Source organism: Parabacteroides timonensis, from assembly GCF_900128505.1.
In the GTDB taxonomy this organism is placed as follows: domain Bacteria; phylum Bacteroidota; class Bacteroidia; order Bacteroidales; family Tannerellaceae; genus Parabacteroides; species Parabacteroides timonensis.
The window spans coordinates 345440-365677 of record NZ_LT669940.1 but is presented as its reverse complement, the minus strand read 5'-3'; the positions used below and the strand labels follow the sequence as shown (position 1 = coordinate 365677).

The 20238-nt window shown below is 40.6% G+C and carries 9 protein-coding genes; 3 read left to right on the top strand and 6 right to left on the bottom strand.

Going from position 1 to position 20238, the window contains the following annotated elements:
• Positions 1 to 218: 218 nt before the first annotated feature.
• The 4 genes from BQ7394_RS02280 to BQ7394_RS02265 form a co-directional block, all read right to left on the bottom strand.
• Positions 219 to 1535 carry a DUF6383 domain-containing protein gene (locus BQ7394_RS02280; protein ID WP_075555888.1) on the bottom strand — a complete coding sequence of 439 codons (1317 nt, stop codon included), beginning with the start codon at positions 1533 to 1535 and terminating at the stop codon, positions 219 to 221.
• Positions 1536 to 1569: 34 nt separating this feature from the next.
• Complete coding sequence (locus BQ7394_RS02275) at positions 1570 to 4173, bottom strand: hypothetical protein (RefSeq protein WP_075555887.1); 2604 nt, start codon at positions 4171 to 4173, stop codon at positions 1570 to 1572.
• Between the two features lie 1591 nt (positions 4174 to 5764).
• A complete protein-coding gene (locus BQ7394_RS02270) occupies positions 5765 to 6694 on the bottom strand; it encodes an Rpn family recombination-promoting nuclease/putative transposase (protein ID WP_075555886.1) in 930 nt (309 codons plus the stop codon).
• A 336-nt stretch (positions 6695 to 7030) separates the two neighbouring features.
• The gene (locus BQ7394_RS02265; protein ID WP_075555885.1) at positions 7031 to 7858 is read right to left on the bottom strand and encodes an Rpn family recombination-promoting nuclease/putative transposase; all 828 of its coding nucleotides are present in this window, start codon (positions 7856 to 7858) and stop codon (positions 7031 to 7033) included.
• Positions 7859 to 8197: 339 nt separating this feature from the next.
• On the opposite strand from BQ7394_RS02265, the gene BQ7394_RS02260 reads away from it, so the two are divergent.
• The 3 genes from BQ7394_RS02260 (at position 8198) to BQ7394_RS02250 (ending at position 10726) form a co-directional block, all read left to right on the top strand.
• The gene (locus BQ7394_RS02260; RefSeq protein WP_075555884.1) at positions 8198 to 9292 is read left to right on the top strand and encodes a TlpA disulfide reductase family protein; all 1095 of its coding nucleotides are present in this window, start codon (positions 8198 to 8200) and stop codon (positions 9290 to 9292) included.
• A gap of 73 nt (positions 9293 to 9365) precedes the next feature.
• On the top strand, positions 9366 to 9902 hold the full coding sequence (locus BQ7394_RS02255; RefSeq protein ID WP_075555883.1) for a DUF4858 domain-containing protein: 537 nt from the start codon (positions 9366 to 9368) through the stop codon (positions 9900 to 9902).
• Between the two features lie 89 nt (positions 9903 to 9991).
• Positions 9992 to 10726, top strand: coding sequence for a lysophospholipid acyltransferase family protein (locus tag BQ7394_RS02250; protein WP_075555882.1), 735 nt, complete (start codon positions 9992 to 9994; stop codon positions 10724 to 10726).
• Between the two features lie 97 nt (positions 10727 to 10823).
• Here BQ7394_RS02250 and BQ7394_RS02245 read toward each other — a convergent pair whose 3' ends face one another.
• Both BQ7394_RS02245 and BQ7394_RS02240 read right to left on the bottom strand, forming a co-directional pair.
• Complete coding sequence (locus BQ7394_RS02245) at positions 10824 to 15158, bottom strand: leucine-rich repeat domain-containing protein (protein ID WP_139317667.1); 4335 nt, start codon at positions 15156 to 15158, stop codon at positions 10824 to 10826.
• A 272-nt stretch (positions 15159 to 15430) separates the two neighbouring features.
• A complete protein-coding gene (locus tag BQ7394_RS02240) occupies positions 15431 to 19699 on the bottom strand; it encodes a DUF6383 domain-containing protein (protein ID WP_139317666.1) in 4269 nt (1422 codons plus the stop codon).
• Positions 19700 to 20238 lie beyond the last annotated feature (539 nt).

Here is a 20238-nt window from a genome sequence, read left to right as displayed (position 1 = left end):
ACAAGCAAAAAGAAGTTCCCCCCAGGAGAACCTGGAGGGAACTTTTTTGCCTGTCTTTGCCCTTCACAGGGGGCAGAACAGAAGAACTTTATTTTCACTATTATTAGTATTAATACCGACTGCTTGTTCGCCCTCGCGGGGTAATTATCATGGGGCGATTCACGAACCGCCCCTACGATACGCGGTCAATTTTAAATTATTTGATTATAAAAAATTGCTTATTTTACGATTGCTTTTACAGCGGCTTCGCCTTCTACGGCAACTACTACTACACCTGCAGGAGCAGAGATTGTTGCATTGTCGGAAGAGATCACTGTGTTAGCAATTGTCTGACCAAGAACGTTACTGATAGTAACTTTCTTACCTTCGGCACCCTTAACGATGACAGCACCTTCTTTTGCAATTACTGATACAGCAGATGCATCGATGCTTTCATTAGCAACAGGAGCAGATGATTCTGCAGCCAGGTTGAATTCTTCACCACGAGCAACACCTTCAGTAACAACTACCACACCATTGATAGTCTTCAGATAACCATTGTTGTTTTCACGACGGTCTTTCTGATCTTTTACTTTGATTGCAGAGTTGTAATCTACGTAACGAGTCTGGATCTTGAATGCTCCGTTTTCATCGTTAGAAGCAGCATTTACGTAACGGAATGCAAACTTGGCGATGTTAAAGTCACGGCTGTTCAGGTCGATAACAGATTTTACTTTCTTGAAGTTCTGCCCTTCGGTCAGGTAAAGATTATCACCTGTACGGTATCCCCAAACAAATCCTAACTTAACGTAAGTTTCATCAGCTTCCTTATCGTTAATAAATTTATTAGCATGAATTTCACCATACTTGTTAGTATAAACAGCAGAGTCGATCAAGTTAACCAGGAAGCGACCATAAGTAGTATCCGGATGAATAGTCGGGTGACCAGGAATTGTACAAGGTTCTTCAGGAACATATTTCGGATTAACCACCAGCAGATACTGATAACGATTGTTATGACCGCGGCTTACATAAGCTGTATCAACATACAAACCAGGAGTCATATCTGTCAACTGGGAGATATTACCTAAGTTCAGGAATTCAGCATTTTCATACATTACATCATGATCGTTCTCTTCACGGAAGATACGAATTACATCACCCTGAGCTTTTTTGCGATATTCAGGAGCTTCTACCTTCTGGATATCAAATAAATCGTTAGAGTTAATCTGTGTATAAGCACCTTCTACCTGAACAGCACCATTACCTTCGGTTGTTGCACCATACAATTTGTTATTCAAATTAACGAAGTAGTTAGCATTACCTGTTTCAGAGCCGGTTACACCCAGTAAATTAACTTTACCGTCAGCCTTTTCTTTAATAACGAAACGGAAGACACTATTTAACAAACCTTCGTTAGCAACTCTGTCTGTAGAATGTTTTACATAATTTTCAGAGTTAGGCCAGCAAACCATTGACAAGATGTCTTCTTTCTGAGGAGATTCATAAGTCATATATTCACCGTTCGCTGTATTCTGCAAAGCATAAGCAACCATGGCAACCGTATCGTTGCTTGCATAGTATTTACCGTTATTTGTAATACTGCGGATGATTAACTACATAAACAGAGTCGGTAGCATATTTGAAGTAACCGTCTTTATCCATCTGACGTGCACGATCCATGCGTACCAGCTTCCAGTTTGTTGCATCTTCTACGTCTTTGCTCAAACCTAACAAATGACGACCTGCGTGATTTTCTGTTACATAGTAATTTACATCACTTGTAGACGCAACAGCCAAACGATATTCCACATCCAGAATTTCTTCGTCACTGTAATCTCTGTAACCATCCATCTGGCGGGCATTCATATCGATATCGACCGGAGTAATAGACAATGTATCACGGCCTGCACCATATTGACTGAAAGAAGTACCGTAGTTGTATTCAACAGCATACTTATTGTCACCTAATGCAAACATACGAGCAACATCATAAGTAACGTTCGGATTTTCACGGTTTACAAATGTGAAAGCAACATCATTGTCTGCATCCAGTTCCTGTCCGTTCTTCAATTCTTCGGCAGTCTTGTTACCGATGTTAGTCATACGAACAAACCATTGTCCTTCCGGTTTGCCTGCCAGGAATTTAGCGGCATCCATCGGCATAGGATTAGCCCCCGGACGATCCATACCTAATACTTTACCATTCAATATCGCTCTGGAATTGTTTTCAGTAATATACTTGATCGATTCGTGATTAACGAATGATATATTTACATAACGATCATTCAGCGGATTGTTCTCCTTATCGCTACCATGAACCAAAGTCTTTTTCTGCAGAGCGGCATAAACACCATTCTTCAATGTATTATTAACTGTCAGGTAAGTTTTTCCATTTGCATTGAAAGTCACCAGATAGTTATACTTGTTATTTTTGTCGATAACAGAAATCGATTTGATATCATTCAGTAAATTTGCGTGGGTTGCCTGGAATTTATACGCCAGGTTACGATTCTGCAATTCAGTTGCAGCTACACCGTTGATATACTTATTCATGTTTTCAGCTGATAAGATATCGAATTTGTAACCACCCTGATTTACATGGTTACTGATACCGGCTTTCGACCATGTCTTATCCAGATCCAATACGATATAGAAACCATCGCTTCTCTTGAATAAGTAAGAAGTCTCAGTGCTTGTAGCTTCCTTCAAGTCATAATACAAATGTGCACCTGTAACGGCATCTTTTACATCTTCAATCATCATCGGCACCAGATTGTAATCAGCAAACGGATTACCTTCCAAATCATCTGTCCCGTTTTCTGTATCTTTCAATAACAGGTCGAAGTAAGTATTGTAAGCTGTTGTCAGTTCTCCGGCAGAGAAAGGCAGATCGCCCAGTTTGTAAAGACCGAAAACGTTATCAGCATCCGTAGAACTACCGTTCTGAAGAGACAATGCACCACCACTCGTTAAATCCAAATATTGTTTAGTACTAGAAGTGTTTAAACCGAATATTATAAATCCATTATTGTAATCATTATCAGATTTGAATGCAGATACACCACCGACTTTCAATGTTACTCCAGCCTTGTTTGTAAATATATATCCATTCGTTTTGTTTCCTGAAACTTTCCAATAAGCATACTTATCTGGTGTTGCGCTCAATACTTCCGGAAGATCATTGTTACTCTTCTGAGAAATATACTTGCCTGTAGCGCTTTTGCTTGTCAACAAATAATACTCGTTAGCAATGCTTTCTGCCAGATCATAAGTTGCACCACCGACAGTAAGAGTCGCAGCAGCTTCGGCTGAAGGAGTTACTTCAGCACGTTCCAATGCCAGTTTTACATCTGTATCAGCAGGAGTCTCTTTCAACTGAATAGCACCGGTGCTTGTCTGGATCAATTGTTCAAATACATTGGAAGAAGTACTTGTTGCACCAAACAAACCTTCTGCGGTGTTTTCTTCAAAGACATTTCCTGTTCCATCTAATACAAAAACACCAGCATCAACCTTAAGGAATTTGCCCGACTGAGAAACAGACGCATATTTTCCATCGCCAGATGTAACTTTCCACTGAGCAGCTTCTGGATTAGCCGTTTTATAAGCTTCCAATGTAGCATCATCCACCAATTCTACATCTGTAGCATTCTTTGCAATCAACCACTTTCCATTAAACTTCAAATGAGTAAGGGTTACATCTGCTACTTTTTTGGTAACGGCATAGAAGTAAACCTTATTTGCAGCAGCTTTTGCAGTAAAGGTTGCAGCAGCATTTGTCGTCAAGAGCAATGACTTAGCAGTTTCACCATTCGGAATAATCTGATCTTCTGAATAAGAATAGTTATAGCCATTTGTTGTAAAACGAGCTGTAGAACTATAATCTTCCATAAATTCAGCCTTCCCTACATTCTTCAAAGTAAAAGAAGAAAGAGAGCCAGAGAAAATCCACTGAGCATCATCAGATACAACCGGTACAGCAGCGGAAGAAGAATTATTTGATTTAATGTCATCAGTATAACGCACTAACTGAAGTACATCATTTGACGAAACATCCTTCAAACCATCCGCGGCGATCAGATAAGATCTTCCACTTGTAGGGTCGGTCACCTTCACCACCCCCGCTTCTACCGTGTAAGAAAAACCGGCAACCAGGAACGCTGCCAGTAGCGTAGAAAACTTTTTGTTCATAATCTTAAAATTAATTGTTTATAAATAGGGTTCAAAAACCAACAACTAATTTTACGAAGGGGTAAAAACAACCCCCGCGAATGATCATGAACGGGCATAAAAAAACGCGGGCAAGTTGCCTATTATTAACTCAAAGGCTCTGGTAAGCCCGCTAAACAATAATAGAACAACTGCCCGCGCTTATACGATATAATACAATCCTCCCATATAAAATGGTGGATACACTTATACGTAGTCAGCGCAAGCATTTACTGTCCATTATTCCGTTTAGCTAAAAATTTACCAGATTTTTGAGTTGGAATAATCTTCGTAAAATACTTACAATATGTAATTGAAACCGTTCATCGCGAGCCGCTGCTCGCTACGGAATCTGTTGCAAAGGTAAAGAGGTTTTCCGAATCAACAAGAGAAAACGCTTATAATTTTCCAAAATACATGGGTTATAGAACAAAACAGCACTATTTATGCAACATATTCCCCGATTTAGGGGACAAACATGACAAGATACACAGCAGCCTATAAAATGGAAGCCTTCCAGGTAATGTATCCAATACATGTCACATAAACAAGGCAGGCTTTATTACAGGTTCATAACTAGGAGGAATTGAACCTATACATAAACGGATATTGTCCAACAGAACTGTCACACTATCATTTTCAAGCTCTTGCGCATTGAAATACAATGCCCTCAGACTATGACAGGACGTGTGATAGTTCCATTTTTAACCATCATACTATCATAAAATAGCCTAGCAAAACTGACGGAGTATATGACTTATTTTCAGCAAATTAGGCACTTTTCTCTTCTGAGACCCGGGTCCCAGTACCCTTCACACCCGGATCTTAGCATCGTTCAAACCCGGGTGTAAAAAGGCCTGAAAAGGGGATCTCAAGGAGGAGAATAAGTAGTTTTCGTGAAAATAACTGCCATATTTGAACTAAATATATAGGGGACTATCGGAAAACGGTAGGCATCTGATCGTTTTTAATCCCCTTTTTTACGATGCATTACCTCAAACAGATCGTTTTATGATAGTTTATGATAGTTGAATGATAGTTAAAACGGGTAACTATCACTGATTCATCTTTTGATATTCAAACGGTATACTAAAGCAATGATAGTGTGATAGTTTATTTTGAAAACACTTAATGCCAGCCTTCAAGTCTCAATTAATAGTTAGACTTCGCAATTGTACATAGAAATAATGAGTCGATGTGCAAATTTAGCAAGATATGAGTCTTTTTTACAAGGCTCCACCTCATGCCGCAGGCTCTCTTTTGCCGTCGGTTTTTAACCGACGGATAGATTAAATGTTCCGGCTTTGCCGGATTCCTCTGTGGGTTTTACCCCCTTTGATATATAATGCTAGTTCCTGTTTTAAAGGGGCTTAAGCCCACAAAGGAAGAGGCTTTGCCTCCTGTCTTTTATATCCGTCGGTTAAAAACCGACGGCAAAAGAGAGCCTGTGGCACAAGGCGTTGCCTTGTAAAGAGAGATAGCTCATTTCTGATAATAATTGAACAGACTTCTAACATAAACAAGGCAGCTTCATTCCAAGCTGCCTTGTTTAGTGACCTATTTATTCTAAATATTATAATGTTTCTATCTCTGCCTCGCTGAGGCCGGTTACCTCGGCAATTGTCAAGAGAGAAAGACCTTTCTCTTTCATAGCTTTTGCCACGGAATAGACGCCTTCCTTGCGTCCTTTGGTTATTCCTATCTCGACGCCTTCTTTGCGTCCTTCCTTTAGTCCTTTGGTCACTCCTATCTCGATACCTTCTTTGCGCCCTTCTTTGCGTCCTTTTTCTATCCCTCTCTCTTCGGCATAGTCGATCGTATTTTTATAGTCGCGGTAACGTTTCAGGGCTTCATCATACAAGACACGCTCGTCCTTGCTCAGATTAGCCACATCCGCCACTTCGAGTAGTTTGTCGAATACGGCCTTTTGCGCCTTGAAGGGCATTCTGTCTAATGTATCCATATGTTTTAATAAATATAACCAACGTTCAAAATCTGTCTCACAATCATCTGCTTCTTTCGTGAACCAGGGTAACTCCAGATATACCTGCCGGATCTTGTCGCTAAACATGCGTCCGGTGTCACGGTCTGCCAATATAACATCTGTGCGGAATTTGGAGTTCATTCCCATCTTATAGTTTAACAGGAAGATACCGTATACCGGGCAGAGGTTAAACTTCCACTCTTTACCCTTCTCCCCCTGGTTACTGATAGCCCGCGATAAGTAATAGATACCCCGGTCGTAAAAGTAGGGCTGGGCTCCGTTCTGCATTTCCACTACGAACCAACCGCCTTTATCATCCTTACAATGAATATCGAATATCACTCCCCGATCTTCGATCGTTTCCGGTTGGAGGATCGGGTTTTGAAAGGTGATATCGCTGATATGGCGTTCGCCTTCCAACAGTTGATTTAAGAAATCGATTAATAACTCTTTGTGTACCTCCTGACCGAAAATCCGGTGAAAACCGAAATCGGTGAAGGGATTGATAAATTTCCCCATAGCTTATATATTTTGGTTGCCGCCCAATAACAGGCGGTACGGCAAAGATATAGAATATTTCCTTTGGACAAAAAGAAAGGAGACTATTTTAATTGAAAATTAGGCTTCGCGATCGGTGCCTCTGTAGGGGTGGTTTGTGAACCGCCCTTGTTTTAGTGACGTTAATGCCCTGAAGGGCTAACTGTGACGCTAATAGGTTCACATTTGATAATAAATGAAGCATTCATTTCTAATAAGAATTGAAATATTAATACAAGGTAAAGCCAAAAACAAAATCAGCCAGATTGTTATGTTAAAACAACCTGGCTGATAAATTATTTTATAGTTAATAAGAAACTACAATTCCTCGATCTCTTTTATCGGCAATTCAGTGAACTCAGCAATCGTTTCAATAGCGAATCCCTGCTTTTTCATTTTTGTAGCGATATGGCGCTGTTTTTTCGCCTCACCTTTTTTCTCGGCCTCTTCCACCGCATATTCCGTCGTAGCATGCCAGTCACGGTAAATCTTCAGGTTCTCTTCGTAGACGGCACGCTCATGATCCGTCATGGCATTGAGATTCGCCACGTCGAGCAGGCGTCTGAAGGCATCCTCTTTCTCCTTAAATGGAGACATATCAAATAAATTCATATTCTTCAATATATAAATCGTATTTTCAAGAGGAGTCTTACATTCCTCTTTCGTTAAATTGAACAAGTCGAACGACAGATAAATCTGTTTCAGTTTGACTTCGCCAAAAGTTTTACCTGTTGCCTCGTCAGCCAGGATTACATCTGTTCGCCAGCTGTGTAATTCCGGCAGACTAAAGTTCAATAGATAGATACCATAAACAGGAAGCAGGTTGTATTGCCAGTCCCGTCCGCTCTTTCCCTGACGGGAAACCATTCGGCAAAGATAATAGAATCCGCGGTTAAAGAAATAACGTTGCGGGCAATTCTGCATTTCCAAGATGAATTTACTTCCGTCCACGTCCTCGCAAAGGAGATCGAAGATTACCGTGCGTTGTTCTATTACTTCCGGCTGGATTTCTTTATCAAGATAAGTCAAGTCTTTCACCTGGCGCTCACCCAGGAGGGCGGCATTGATAAAGTCAATGGCTACTTGCTTTACTCCGAAGACTGTTTTAAAGCCCTCATCAAGCATGATATTCACGTATCTTTCCATATGTTAATGGTTTTAATGGTCTGTTGCCCAATAGCGGGTAACGGAACAAAGATAATAGTTTTTTATTTATCGCAATGGCTGGAGATGTTTTTTCATGGTATGATATGTATTTTCCCTATTCAAACACAGATTAGTATTCGTACGTTTTTGCGTTCGATATATATCAAACGAATAAAACACATATATGCTCCTTTCATTTGATGATTGTGTTCTATCCGTTTGATGATAATAGAACAAATAAAAGTAAGGAAAAGAAAATCAGACTGAATATGAAAGATTCTTTTATACATTTGTATAGTTTTTTGAATGAGATGTATAAATCTTATAATTATCGACTATATGAAGACAAACTTTTTATTTACATTGTTAATCGGATTAACGCTACTCAGCAGCTGTTCGGAAAAGTCGGCTACGACTTATACCATAAACGGTACGATTCCGGACAATTCGCTGGATGGTGAAACGATTTATATTGTTAACCGCGACAACAACAATAATAAGATAGACAGTACTGTCATCACGGGAAAGACTTTCACTTTCACCGGAAAGATAGACACCCCTGCTTTTTGCCAGATCACTGCCAGTCGGGAATATTATGTATCTTTCATTCTTGAAAACGGGACGATTAATCTTGATTTAGGCAAGCCGGAACTTCCATCAGGAACATCTTTAAATAAAGAATTAGCTAATTTCCGTACCGCCCAAAATAAAATGTCTGATATGATCGACTCCAAACAACGCGAGTTAATGGAACAAATAGAGGACAAAAAAGAGCGTATGCAGCAACAAAGCGATTATTTCAAGAATGAATGGAAACCAGCTTTTATCGCTATGCTCGACAGTTTCCTCAATAAAAACTCAAATAATCCGATCGGAGCAATCGCTTTGAATTATCTGAATATCTATCTTACTCCCGAACAGGTAAAGCCTAGAATAGCACTGCTTGGTGAAACGGTTCGCAATACTCCGAATATGCAGGAAACGATACAACAGATTGAAGCACTGGAACAAACAGCCGAGGGAAAACCTTTTGTCGATTTCACAATCGAAGCAGAAGATGGAAGTAAAGCTTCTTTATCCGATTATGTCGGAAAAGGGAAATACGCGCTGGTCGATTTCTGGGCTAGTTGGTGCGGCCCTTGCCGTGAAGAAACTCCGGTATTGGCAGAGGTATATAAACAATATAAAGATAAAGGTCTAGAGGTTATTGGTGTTGCCGTATGGGATCGCACTGCCGACACGCAAAAGGCCATAACTGATTTGAAAATAACATGGCCTCAGATCTTAAATGCAGGAGATACTCCCGGTAAGTTATACGGTATCAACGGTATTCCCCATATCATCCTGTTTGGTCCCGACGGCACGATCATAGCCCGCGACCTGCGTGGTGACGATTTAAAAGCAAAGGTAAAAGAAGTGATCGAAACTAAATAAACATAAATGCCACGCAGTATTTCAGCTTCCCGCGCGTTTTATAAATAAAATACGGGAAGCTGAACGATTTTAGATGAGCAAAAGATTAATTATATGGATGTTGATCTGCCTGAGCGGTACAGAATATGTATACAGTCAATGGACAGAAAAGGATTCGGTATGGCTTCAAAAAGTCATTTCCGGCAAAGAAAAGATAGAATTGAATCAGGAAGCGTTGAAAGCAATAGAATCCGGAACACTCATCAACACAGATAAACCGGCGTCAAACATGATCATGGCACCATCCACCTCTCCTGCTTCATACGTACTGAAAGATTTCTCTGAATATGTACGTCCGGAGGATGTGGAAGAACACAACCCCAACCGAAAAGTGGCACTGAAAGATTTGCCTCCTGCTGTTTTTATGCGCTACGGACTCGACAAGCCCCTACCCCGGATCAAAATGTTCGGCTCCTTCTATGTTTCCCCCGATATCAGAGCTAACGCTCAAAAACCTTCAGGCATCTCATTCGACGATATGCTTCAACAAGTTTTTATGCCTAGTGCGCGCTCCAAAAGGAGAAATGCACAACGCTGGCAAACACAGAAATACTACAATAATTATCCCTAATCACCATAGTAGAATAATTTTTTCATACTTTTGTCGCATTATTTACAGGTGCAAGGTCGAATTTATGAATATACAATTTAAAGGATAAGATGGAAAAAATCGTTTCGTATCCACTTTCAGTTATCTACTATTTGTTATTTGGAATTACGTTGGTATTCTTCCACGCAGTACAGTGGATATGCTTCAACCTGTTTGGCTACAAAGCACACAAAAAAAGTGTGGATGTCTTAAGTTTTTTCTTAGTATTCAACACGTACGTGTTGGGAACAAGATACAAAGTGAGCGGACTGGAAAAGCTCCCGACTAATTCTCCCCTGATAATTGCTTCGAACCATCAAAGCCTGTATGATATTACCACCATCTGCTGGTTCATGCGCAAGGTACACCCTAAATTTATCAGTAAAATCGAACTAGGCAAAGGGATTCCCAGCATCTCATACAACCTCGTCCATGGCGGATCGGTACTTATCGACCGGAAAGACCCGAAGCAAGCTTTGACAGCTATCCGCGTAATGGCTGAATATATCGAAACGAACAAACGTTCGGCAGTAATTTTTCCGGAAGGGACAAGAAGCAAAACAGGTAAACCTCGCCCTTTTGCCGAAAACGGCCTGAAAATCCTCTGTAAGTATGCACCGTCAGCCTATATGGTTCCAGTAACTATCAACAATTCATGGAAGATGACGAAATGGGGTACTTTTCCTTTGGGACTCGGTAATCGAATCGAACTCATCATCCACGATCCTATCCCCGTGAAAGGAAAACCTTTCGCAGAGCTTTTTGCGGAAACCGAACAAACCGTTACCGGCAGTATTAAAGTATAAATCTTATAATAAAACAGCCCCTGAAAGTTTATCTCAAACTTCCAGGAGCTATCCTTTTTTATCACAGGGTATTCTTTACCCTATGGATGTTTATCTATTACTTCACGATCACTTTAGTCCGGATCACTTTCGAACCTTCTTCAAGTATCACACCATACACACCACTAGCCAGCTGGATACGGCTATCACCACTGATCTGCTGACGCTGTATACGACCATCCATGCCGACAATCGTTACATAACCCTGGGCTACACCTTCGATAACAAGGGTTCCTTCCGTAGTATACATACGAGCTGTCGAAAGAGATTCGATGCCTGTCGGTACACCGCTGAAGAGTGGCGCAATCGTTACATCTTTCGTAAGCGTCAGTTTGCGTAGTTGACTCTTCACCTCTTTATCGTCAGACCAACCGTTAAACATAACGCCACTTTCCGGATAGGCAACCAGCGTGATCTCGTCATTATAATAGCAAATACCATCCGACGGACCATCTACCTGTACTTTCCCCATGACATAACCATTGTCATTCTTTGTCACAGTTTCCACAGAAACTTTCAACGGAGTAGGATTAGCCAATGAGATCTGAACAGTAGTATTTTCAGTTACCGATGCAATCGTATACGTGCCGTCTACCGGTTTCAGTTCTGTTCCGTTCACTTTCACTACAACCTTTTCAGCATCGGCAGCTAAAGTATTCAGTGTAAAGTTAAAAGGCTTGTCTTTCAACACTGCATTCACCCCCGGTTTATTGATAAGAACACCACGAACATCATTTGCCTTCGGTAAGGTTACTGCATACTGACTGTTGGGATCGATAACAGGATCTTCAGGTTCGGGCTCTACCACTTTCGGTTGATAGATCGCTTCGATCGCTACGGATGAAGTTCCAACCGTATAAGTTCCGTTGTTATCCACACCATTCACTTTCAGCGATTTCAATTCCAGGGCTTCACGAGGCTCAACTTTAATAGTCAATACATCACCTTTTGTTACTGCACTACCGGTAGGCAATGTTTGTCCCAACTGATTGGTTACGGTTATTGTTCCTTCCGTCTGTACAAAAGTTACTATTTGCAGATCGGAAACAGCAACGGAGACATAATCGACTTGCACAGTGGTACCTTCCCCCCCGGTTTCCACAGACAGATAATTCTTATCATAGCCAATTTCCGGAGTAAATACTACCGGCTGTTTATAAGATCCGGCAACAGAGAAAGATTTCGTACCATCTTTCCAGGTAAATTTACCAGGAATATTGGCTGCCCCCCCTGTCAGGTCAGACAAAGAAAGAGCCTGTCCTTTGGCAATCACGGAAGCCTTCGGCATTGTGTAAATAACCGGTTTAATCTTGTTGACAATAAAAGAGGCACTTTCAGCAGTAGTCTCCACGTACCCTGTTACTTTATCTGCTGCAATCGACACACAAACAGTATATGTACCAGCATCGACAGGCAGAGCAACTACTTTACCGGAAGCATCTTTATAAGTTACCGATACAGAAGAACCAATAGTAGCCCAAGAAACAGGCTGATCATTCTTATCTGAGATCGTCAATCCCGTTTCAGGGTTATATGCTAGCGGTTCGCCCGTGAAATCGGTTTTCTGATTTTTAAAAGTAATTTTATAAGTATCACCGATACCAGCAACTACTTTAAACTCTGTGTTTTCCTTTATAGTAACAGTTTTAACCAAGCGACCATCTTCTGATGATTTCGGAGAAACCACACTATTTCCTCCTGTTGATGTCAGAGTAAAATCAACTCCTTTTGTTCCTTTGGGATAAGATACTATTGCACTCAGAACAGTACCATCGGCAAAAGTTTCTTTTGAGATATCGATCGGCTTATCACCGTTCATCCATTGAACACTGTAAGCCGAAGATGGCAACTCAGCCATAGTCACACTATACAACGGGAGCTCACTCCCTGGTACCAATACGTTGACAGTGGCTTTCGCTACTTCAAAATTAGCTGCATCAGCGGGTGCTGTAGGCGTATAGGCAACTTCTGCCGTATGAGATACGCCTGGGTTTGACGGAGTAGTCGGAGTAATACTAAAAGTTCCTTTTATCTCTTCATCGTTAAACTTCACTTTTCCGCCTGTTATAATATATTTACCAGCTTTATCTACCGTTACTGTCGGCAAAGTCTCAATAGTCAGCGGAGCCTTTGATATTGTGAGAGTAACTGTCTTTTCCCCATTCGTTGCATCTGGAATATAATAATCGTTTTCTTCAAACTTAAGAGTAGCGGTATATGTATCGGCATTGACAGGTTCCGTTGTACCCATATCAACAGAGCCGGTAGTTCTTACATAAGTTACTTTCACATGTTCATCCAAGTTGGCAGGAATAGTACTGAATAAGACAGGCTTCGCGTTTCCATCATAGACTTGTTTCTGTAGATTGGCTCCACCATTGTTCTCTACCGGCACAATAGAGGCAGGCTTCATCTGCTTTGTAGTGATAGAAAGCGTCACATCTGATGTTTGCACCGTAAATGCTACCGTATACTGCATTTCATCACTACCCTTGTCGTCTTTTTTGACAGATTTCAATTCACCTCCGTTGATCGTTATATCTTTCAGGCGATAAACAACAGTAGTTCCACCAGTGACTTTGACTGTTGAGAAAATTGCCTGATAAGTAGTATTCGGTAATAAATCAACCGTAGCGTTACTATTTACTGTCTCTCCAGTTCCATCCGGCTTCTGAATAGTTACCGTATAATTTTTGATTGATGTAACCGCAACACTAAGGTCTGCTCCATCCACCAAAACAGATGCTTTTACCGCCGGATTCTTAAAAGTAACGGATACTGTAATCGTTGATGTTCCCGGATATGTCGTATTATCGACCTCTTCTTCATAAGTATAATCGGCATCAGTTCCGCTTTGCTTTACAGACGAAGTTTTATCTGCACCATTTATAGTAAGAACAAAATCATAGCCTGTATTCGGTTTGATCTTAATCAGCAATTTGTCACCGGCAGAAATCTTATCATTGGAAGCCAAATAGGATGTGGTTGTTCCGGATACTTTTTGAACAGTAAAAGAACCTCCGCTCTGTGTCTTATTCTCATAAGAAACAACATGCTCTTTACCTAAAACAACAGCAGAGATCTTCGGTGAAACATCTTCGGCCTGCGATTTATAAAGTCCCTTCACAATACAAGCAAAAGAAGTTCCTTTATAAGGAGCTTGTTGTCCGGTAACAGCCGGCACCATACCTTCAATCGTGTAAACAGCCGTCTCATAGCCGGCTTCAGGTGTAACGGAGAAAAGAAGCTTAGCACCTTGCTTTACCTCTGGTTCGTCCGATACATTTACTGCACCTGCACCATCAATCGAAACTTTAAAATCAGTAGCATTTGTCGGTGTCACACCTTTCAGCTTGAACTTGGCAGTCCAGACTTCCAGATCTGTAATTTTATACTCACGCCCACCCGTCTTTAGCGAACATTGATAAGTGCCTTTTATATACTCTTTCGTTGTCGCGTCATAGAAACGATATTCATCGGCCCAGGCTCCCGATTGCTGGTGAGCCGTTTTATTATTATCATTTTTATAAACCGTACCATCTTTTACCTGCCAGCTTACATCAGAGAAGGCCTGGTTCTTATCCGTAGTAATACCGGCATCTACAATCAATTTAGAGATACGGTAACCTTTATTCGCATCGGTTCCATAACTCATAGTAGTAATGGTCAGAGTCTGTACGCCCCAGATTATTGCACAATCGGCCTTTCCCGGATTAGCAGTCAACGTCTTAATCCGGTTATCCGAAAGATTTAATTTTTCCAGACTGGTCAAAGAAGCCAGCCCTAATAAATCTGTCAACTGGTTTTTGGATACATTTAAATCTTTCAAAGCAGCATAGGAACCAATATTCCAAGTCCCCCCACTTAAAAGATTATCAGACAAATCCAGAGTTTCCAAAGTTGTTGGTAAGTTCAAGTTTGATGTTATCAACTTATTATCAGATGCATCCAACGTTTTCAAAACAGATGCACTACTTAAAGTCAACGTTTCCATTCCCAACCCGGAACAAGTAAGAGACTCTAATGCAGAACCGGAAACGATCAGTTCCTTTACATAATTATCCTTACTCAAATTGAGAGTTTTCAGTTTACTGTCACCGGCTATTTCCAGCTTATCCATCCGACCGGTCACAGTAGCAGTTGTAGCAGAAGTTGAAGTTATTTCAACTTCTGTTTGGTACCCTTGCGCAAGGGTAACTGTTTTTTTATCAGTACTGAGCTTAACATTATCGCCATGTGTTCCGGCACTAACTATTACCGCATCAGCTTGATCCAACTTAACCGTCACCGGCATACCACCGGTAGAAGTCACTTTTATATTTACATCCGCTGCTCTCGCCATCCCCAATACAGCAAACAGCATCAGGAACGCATAAAGTAATCGTTGTTTCATAATCATGATATTTTTAGTTTATAATCTATTTATGAAAGAAATTTGTGATTTTATAATAAGGATTTTACCCTGTTAGTTGAAAAAAGCCCCTGCCGGTCAACGACCTGCCGGGGCTTTGTCTTGTACCTGCTTCCTCGCTTCACAGCGATACCGGCAGATGAACTTTATTTTATTACTTTAGTATTAATACTGCCACTTGTTCGCCCTCACGGGATACTTGGTGTTTAACCACATGACAATTTTAGAATTATTTGATTATAAAAAATCCTTTATTATTTAACCACTGCCTTTACTGCAGCTTCGCCCTCAACAGCTACAACTACGATACCGGCAGGTACTGCGATAGTTGCGTCGTCGGAAGAAAGAACTGTAGAAGCAAGAGTCTGGCCAAGTACGTTGCATACTGTCACTTTCTTAGCAGCAGCACCCTTGATTGTTACGATACCGTTACCACCTACAACTGTTACGCTGCTTGCAGTAATTTCTTCGTTAGCAGTCGGAGCACCTTCAGACTTCTTAGCCTGGAATACTTCAGCTTCCTGAATTTCCGGAGTTACAACCAATACGTGGTTAATAGTCTTCAACCAACCGCGAGTGTTATTATCGTACATTGTTTCGATATAGAAGTTTTCACGTTCTGCATCACAATAACGGAAGGCGAATGTTGCATAGTTCAAGTTATTTGCTCCCAGAGCTGCATCACTCAGGTCGTAAACAGCACCGCTTTTATCGAATGTCAATTTAGAACCTTCGTGTCTTGCATTAACGAAGCCCAGACGATAGTACTTAGTTGCATTCTGATCGATGTTCTTATACATGTAAACAGGATTTGCACTAACAGAGTCAATCATGTTCACCAGATAAGCAGCATCTGTATAAAGATGACGGTTGTGTGAAGCAATACTTGAATTCTGTTCGTAAGTATCGACATTACGCAGACCCAATAAGAAGCGAGGACATTCCGGACGAGATACGTTAGCTGTATCCAGGAAGATAGCATTGTTCTTATTCAGATTCTTATCCAGACTTTCCAGCAAACCAACGTTAGCACCTTTGACAGTGTTTTCGCTCAACAGGTAGTTACCTGCAGCATCGTCAGCTTTGAAGAATTCCAAAGTATCACGGCTGAATTCGCCACGAAGATCTTTGTAATTGAATGCTTGCTGTTTTTCAACACTGAAAATACTTGAAGCATAGCTGTTAGCATATCCATCAGAAATCAGGCTGCTTGGCTGTACTTCGGCTGTCATCTGGTTAACGAACAAACGTGCACCATAAGCAACCTTTGTAGAAGTACCATTACCAGTCTGAGTTACAACGAGCGGATCAACCAATACGAACTGAGTAGGATCTTCAGTAGAGATCTGTTTTACATAGAATGCGCGACGGTTCTTCACATTTTCTGTTCCTGACATTTCATCTGCATCCAGATTAGTAGAGAACAAGTTATCATCAAACTTAACCTGGATTGAAGTCAAACGATATTTACCACTTTCCAGTGTGATATACTGACGAGTCTTGATACTTGAAGGTTCAATACCTGAATTTGCATTTACTTCATCTTTATAGATATAGTATTTAGCACGAACCAACATTTTAGCAGTATCGACAGCATTTCCCTTTGTAGGAACATAGCCATAGATCAACTCATCTGTACCCATTGTTTTCTGAGAATAGATATCTTTATCTTTCACCAGAACTCTTTCCATTTTGTATTCACCCTTAGCATCCTGAACCAGTTTCAATACACCGTCTACACTTGTCAGAGAGAAGTGAGTATCACCCAGGTTCTTCATACCGATAGCATATACACTGGTATCAGCAATAGCTTCAGCCTGTGTCATATCCAGATAACCCATAGTACGGTTAGTCAGTTCTGCCTGCGGGATCATTTCGATACGGATAGTATCACGGTATGTCTGCATCAAACCAGCTGCATCGTAATAAGTAGCCATGTTCGCATAAGTATTCGGTTCAGAAGTCTTCCACCAGTAGCTAGTACCCCAAGTACGTCCTGACTCACGGTTAATGATCGTATAATAACCACCATTACCTTTTACATACCACTGAGCAGAAGGAATCACTTTCTTATCTGAAGAGTAAACCAGATTACCGGTATTGCTCAAATCGTTAAGATGCATTGCAGCATTGATACCGTCATTGTTCGGATTGTTACCATTTTCTACATCACCTCTATCCCATTTCTGAGTCATTGCATTCCAATAAGTAAATGTAGCATTAGTAGCAGCTAAATCTTCATAGCGATAATCGCCTTCTTGTGTCAGATCAGAAGACATCTTCTTTGCGTTGCGAATATAATAGAAACCTTCTGCAATATCAGCAACTTCATTCAGATCCGATTCAGTCTTAGTTGTCTTCAATGTGATATAAGTCAACAAACCGCTGTATTTAGCATCGTTTACATCGTGAGGACCAGCAGTTAATACAATATGAGTCGGAGTCAAAGTAACCAAACGAGCTAAGTTACTATGAGCTGTAGCATATTGAGGTGCATAGATCAGCTTAAGTCCAGTTGTAGCAGGAACAACTTCATTAGCACCAACAGCTGTTTTAAATTCGGCCAAATTACCAGCGGAAACTGTTGATGCCGGGTCTATTACCCAAACATTTTGATTACCTGTAGGAACAGCATCAAAAGCTGTAGCCAGAGCAACAGCAGCAGCCTTATCCGTTTGTAATACGTTCCCTACTGCATTCCACAACAAAACATTAACTTCACTCAAACCATTTGTAGCATAACCATTACGCTCTTTAGCAACAGTCAAATTTGTTACACCCCATGGAGAAGCATAATACAACAAACGATTACCCTGTTCAACATTTTTAATATCCTGAGCATAAGAAGGATAGTATCCTCTGGCAGCTCCACGCACATTAACCGGATCAATTGTAGGATCAGCAGCACATTTAGCGATAAGCATCGTATAATCTGTCCCAACTGTTCCAGCCGTCCAACTAGCAGCTACAGAAGTTCCGGCAGAAGTTCCGGCAGCATCCTTTGCCATTTGTCCCCACCAGCAAGTCGGATCATTTTTATCGGCTTTATACAGCATTTCTGCCTGCAAACGCAAGCTCTGAGTAGACGGATAGAAGATAGGACGGAAGTTAGACTGACGTTTCAACTGTGTATAAGCAGTCATTGTGTAAGGAGCCTGACTTAACGTAGTAGTAAACAAATCACCATACTTCTGAGCATCAGTCATTACAGAACTGCCAATCATCAACTCGCCATTTGAGTTTACAGTTCTACCATCAGCAGCAACAGCATATCTCGGATATAAGATCTGACCAACTGTTAATTTCAGATCGTAACGACCGTTGGGGGTCGGATCATAATAAGCAGTATCTACATGCAGATATTCTTTCTTAAATTCAGATGATTCATTTTTCGTTGCGTTTGTAACGAAACGAACATAACCATCAGGAGCATCACCCGGTACACGGTCGAAACCGCTTTTAGCGCTTTCAGCTTTGAAAGCACCCGACAACATTACATTTGTATCTCCCTGAACATCTGGATCAAACACAAAGTTAAAACGATTCGGAGTTTTCTTATCTTCTGTCAATAAAACTTCATTTCCTAATTCAGCATTAATCTGATCTGCTGTCAGGATGATAGGATTGGCTTCCCAACTTTCAAATGTGACAGGATAAAAAGTTGCGCCATTAATTGTTATGGCATCAGTATTAACCGCAAATGCTTTGTTGCTATTCATTTTAACGGCTCCTAAAGTTACTTTACCGCCAGATGCAACTTTTCTTGCTAAACGAATAGTCATTCCATTATTATACTGGGCACGCAATTGATTTTGCAGAACAGTTCCAGCAGCAGGTTCAATCTTTGAATTAATAGAAGCAACCTGTCCGTCAGCCCAACGCCAGTTTGTTTGTCCATTAACCACTTCCAATGCAATTTCAGCTTCTCCAGCAGCATTAGGAGTTCCAACTACCTTATCGATAGACAACTGCATGATGGCTTCAGAAGCCTTGTTCTGCAACTGATAATACAAAACAGTACCTGCTGCATCTTTATTTGCAGTAACTTTCCACAAAGTACGATCTAATGTAATACGGTTGTTAGAAACATTCGCGTTATTTACATTTTCAACCTGTACTTCAAAATGTCCTTGCCCTGAAACAGCGTTGTCTGCATCCACCCAAACCATTGTCAGGACTTCTTTTCCATCACCAGCTAAAGCCGAAACTGCATGGAAAGACTCACTTATGGCAAACTGAAAATAACGACCATCAGCAACACCGTTTATATGTTGCAATGAAGATATAGGTTTTGCACCATAAACCGTTTTTAATTCAAACGGAGACACAGTAGGAAAAAGTTTATTCCCCCGGCTACTTGCATTTTCCTGGACAAACTGATCAAACAGTGCACCGGCCGCAGAAGCTTGTACTGTATAACCATCTGTTGTGGTAGTTCCAGCATCAATTGTTACCTGTGCCCATCCGTTTGCTCCCGTGGCCAACATCGCGATGGCCATCAAAGTAGAAAACTTTCTGTTCATAAATCTAAATTTTAATATTAATAATAGTGTTAATGAAATTAGTTCTTATAAACTCTTTATATTATCCTAGTCAGACATGAATGACTAGCTAAAACGATCGTTTATTTTAGTCACTGTTTTTTACATCTAAAGAGTTGGTATCGGAAATATCCAATTTTGTACATACTTTGCTATTCTCTTGATAAGAAAGAAGATAACGACATAAAAAATATTTGCAAAATAATTGCAGTTTCAAAACTTATGCCTAATTTTGTTGGCGAGAATAAACGATCGTTTTCTCTAGTCACTCCGTTTACGGATTCTCTAATTGATTTTCATACCATACAACCACTTATTCCATTATATAACATTCTCTTTATAATATAATAATGTACGTGCGTACATTAATTATATATTAGTATTATTCAAACTTACACAGATGCTAAAACGATCAAATAAAAACCTATCTATCAGAATATTACAAATAAAACAACAATACTTAACCGAAACCATTCAGCACTTTTCTATGTCACTGACCCAGACACCAAGCAACTAAGTAT

Bases quoted from the DNA above. Each gene is read 5' to 3' on its own strand.
- BQ7394_RS02280 (WP_075555888.1), bottom strand. From the start codon at position 1,535: ATGGTTGCTTATGCTTTGCAGAATACAGCGAACGGTGAATATATGACT.
- BQ7394_RS02275 (WP_075555887.1), bottom strand. From the start codon at position 4,173: ATGAACAAAAAGTTTTCTACGCTACTGGCAGCGTTCCTGGTTGCCGGT.
- BQ7394_RS02270 (WP_075555886.1), bottom strand. From the start codon at position 6,694: ATGGGGAAATTTATCAATCCCTTCACCGATTTCGGTTTTCACCGGATT.
- BQ7394_RS02265 (WP_075555885.1), bottom strand. From the start codon at position 7,858: ATGGAAAGATACGTGAATATCATGCTTGATGAGGGCTTTAAAACAGTC.
- BQ7394_RS02260 (WP_075555884.1), top strand. From the start codon at position 8,198: ATGAAGACAAACTTTTTATTTACATTGTTAATCGGATTAACGCTACTC.
- BQ7394_RS02255 (WP_075555883.1), top strand. From the start codon at position 9,366: ATGAGCAAAAGATTAATTATATGGATGTTGATCTGCCTGAGCGGTACA.
- BQ7394_RS02250 (WP_075555882.1), top strand. From the start codon at position 9,992: ATGGAAAAAATCGTTTCGTATCCACTTTCAGTTATCTACTATTTGTTA.
- BQ7394_RS02245 (WP_139317667.1), bottom strand. From the start codon at position 15,158: ATGAAACAACGATTACTTTATGCGTTCCTGATGCTGTTTGCTGTATTG.
- BQ7394_RS02240 (WP_139317666.1), bottom strand. From the start codon at position 19,699: ATGAACAGAAAGTTTTCTACTTTGATGGCCATCGCGATGTTGGCCACG.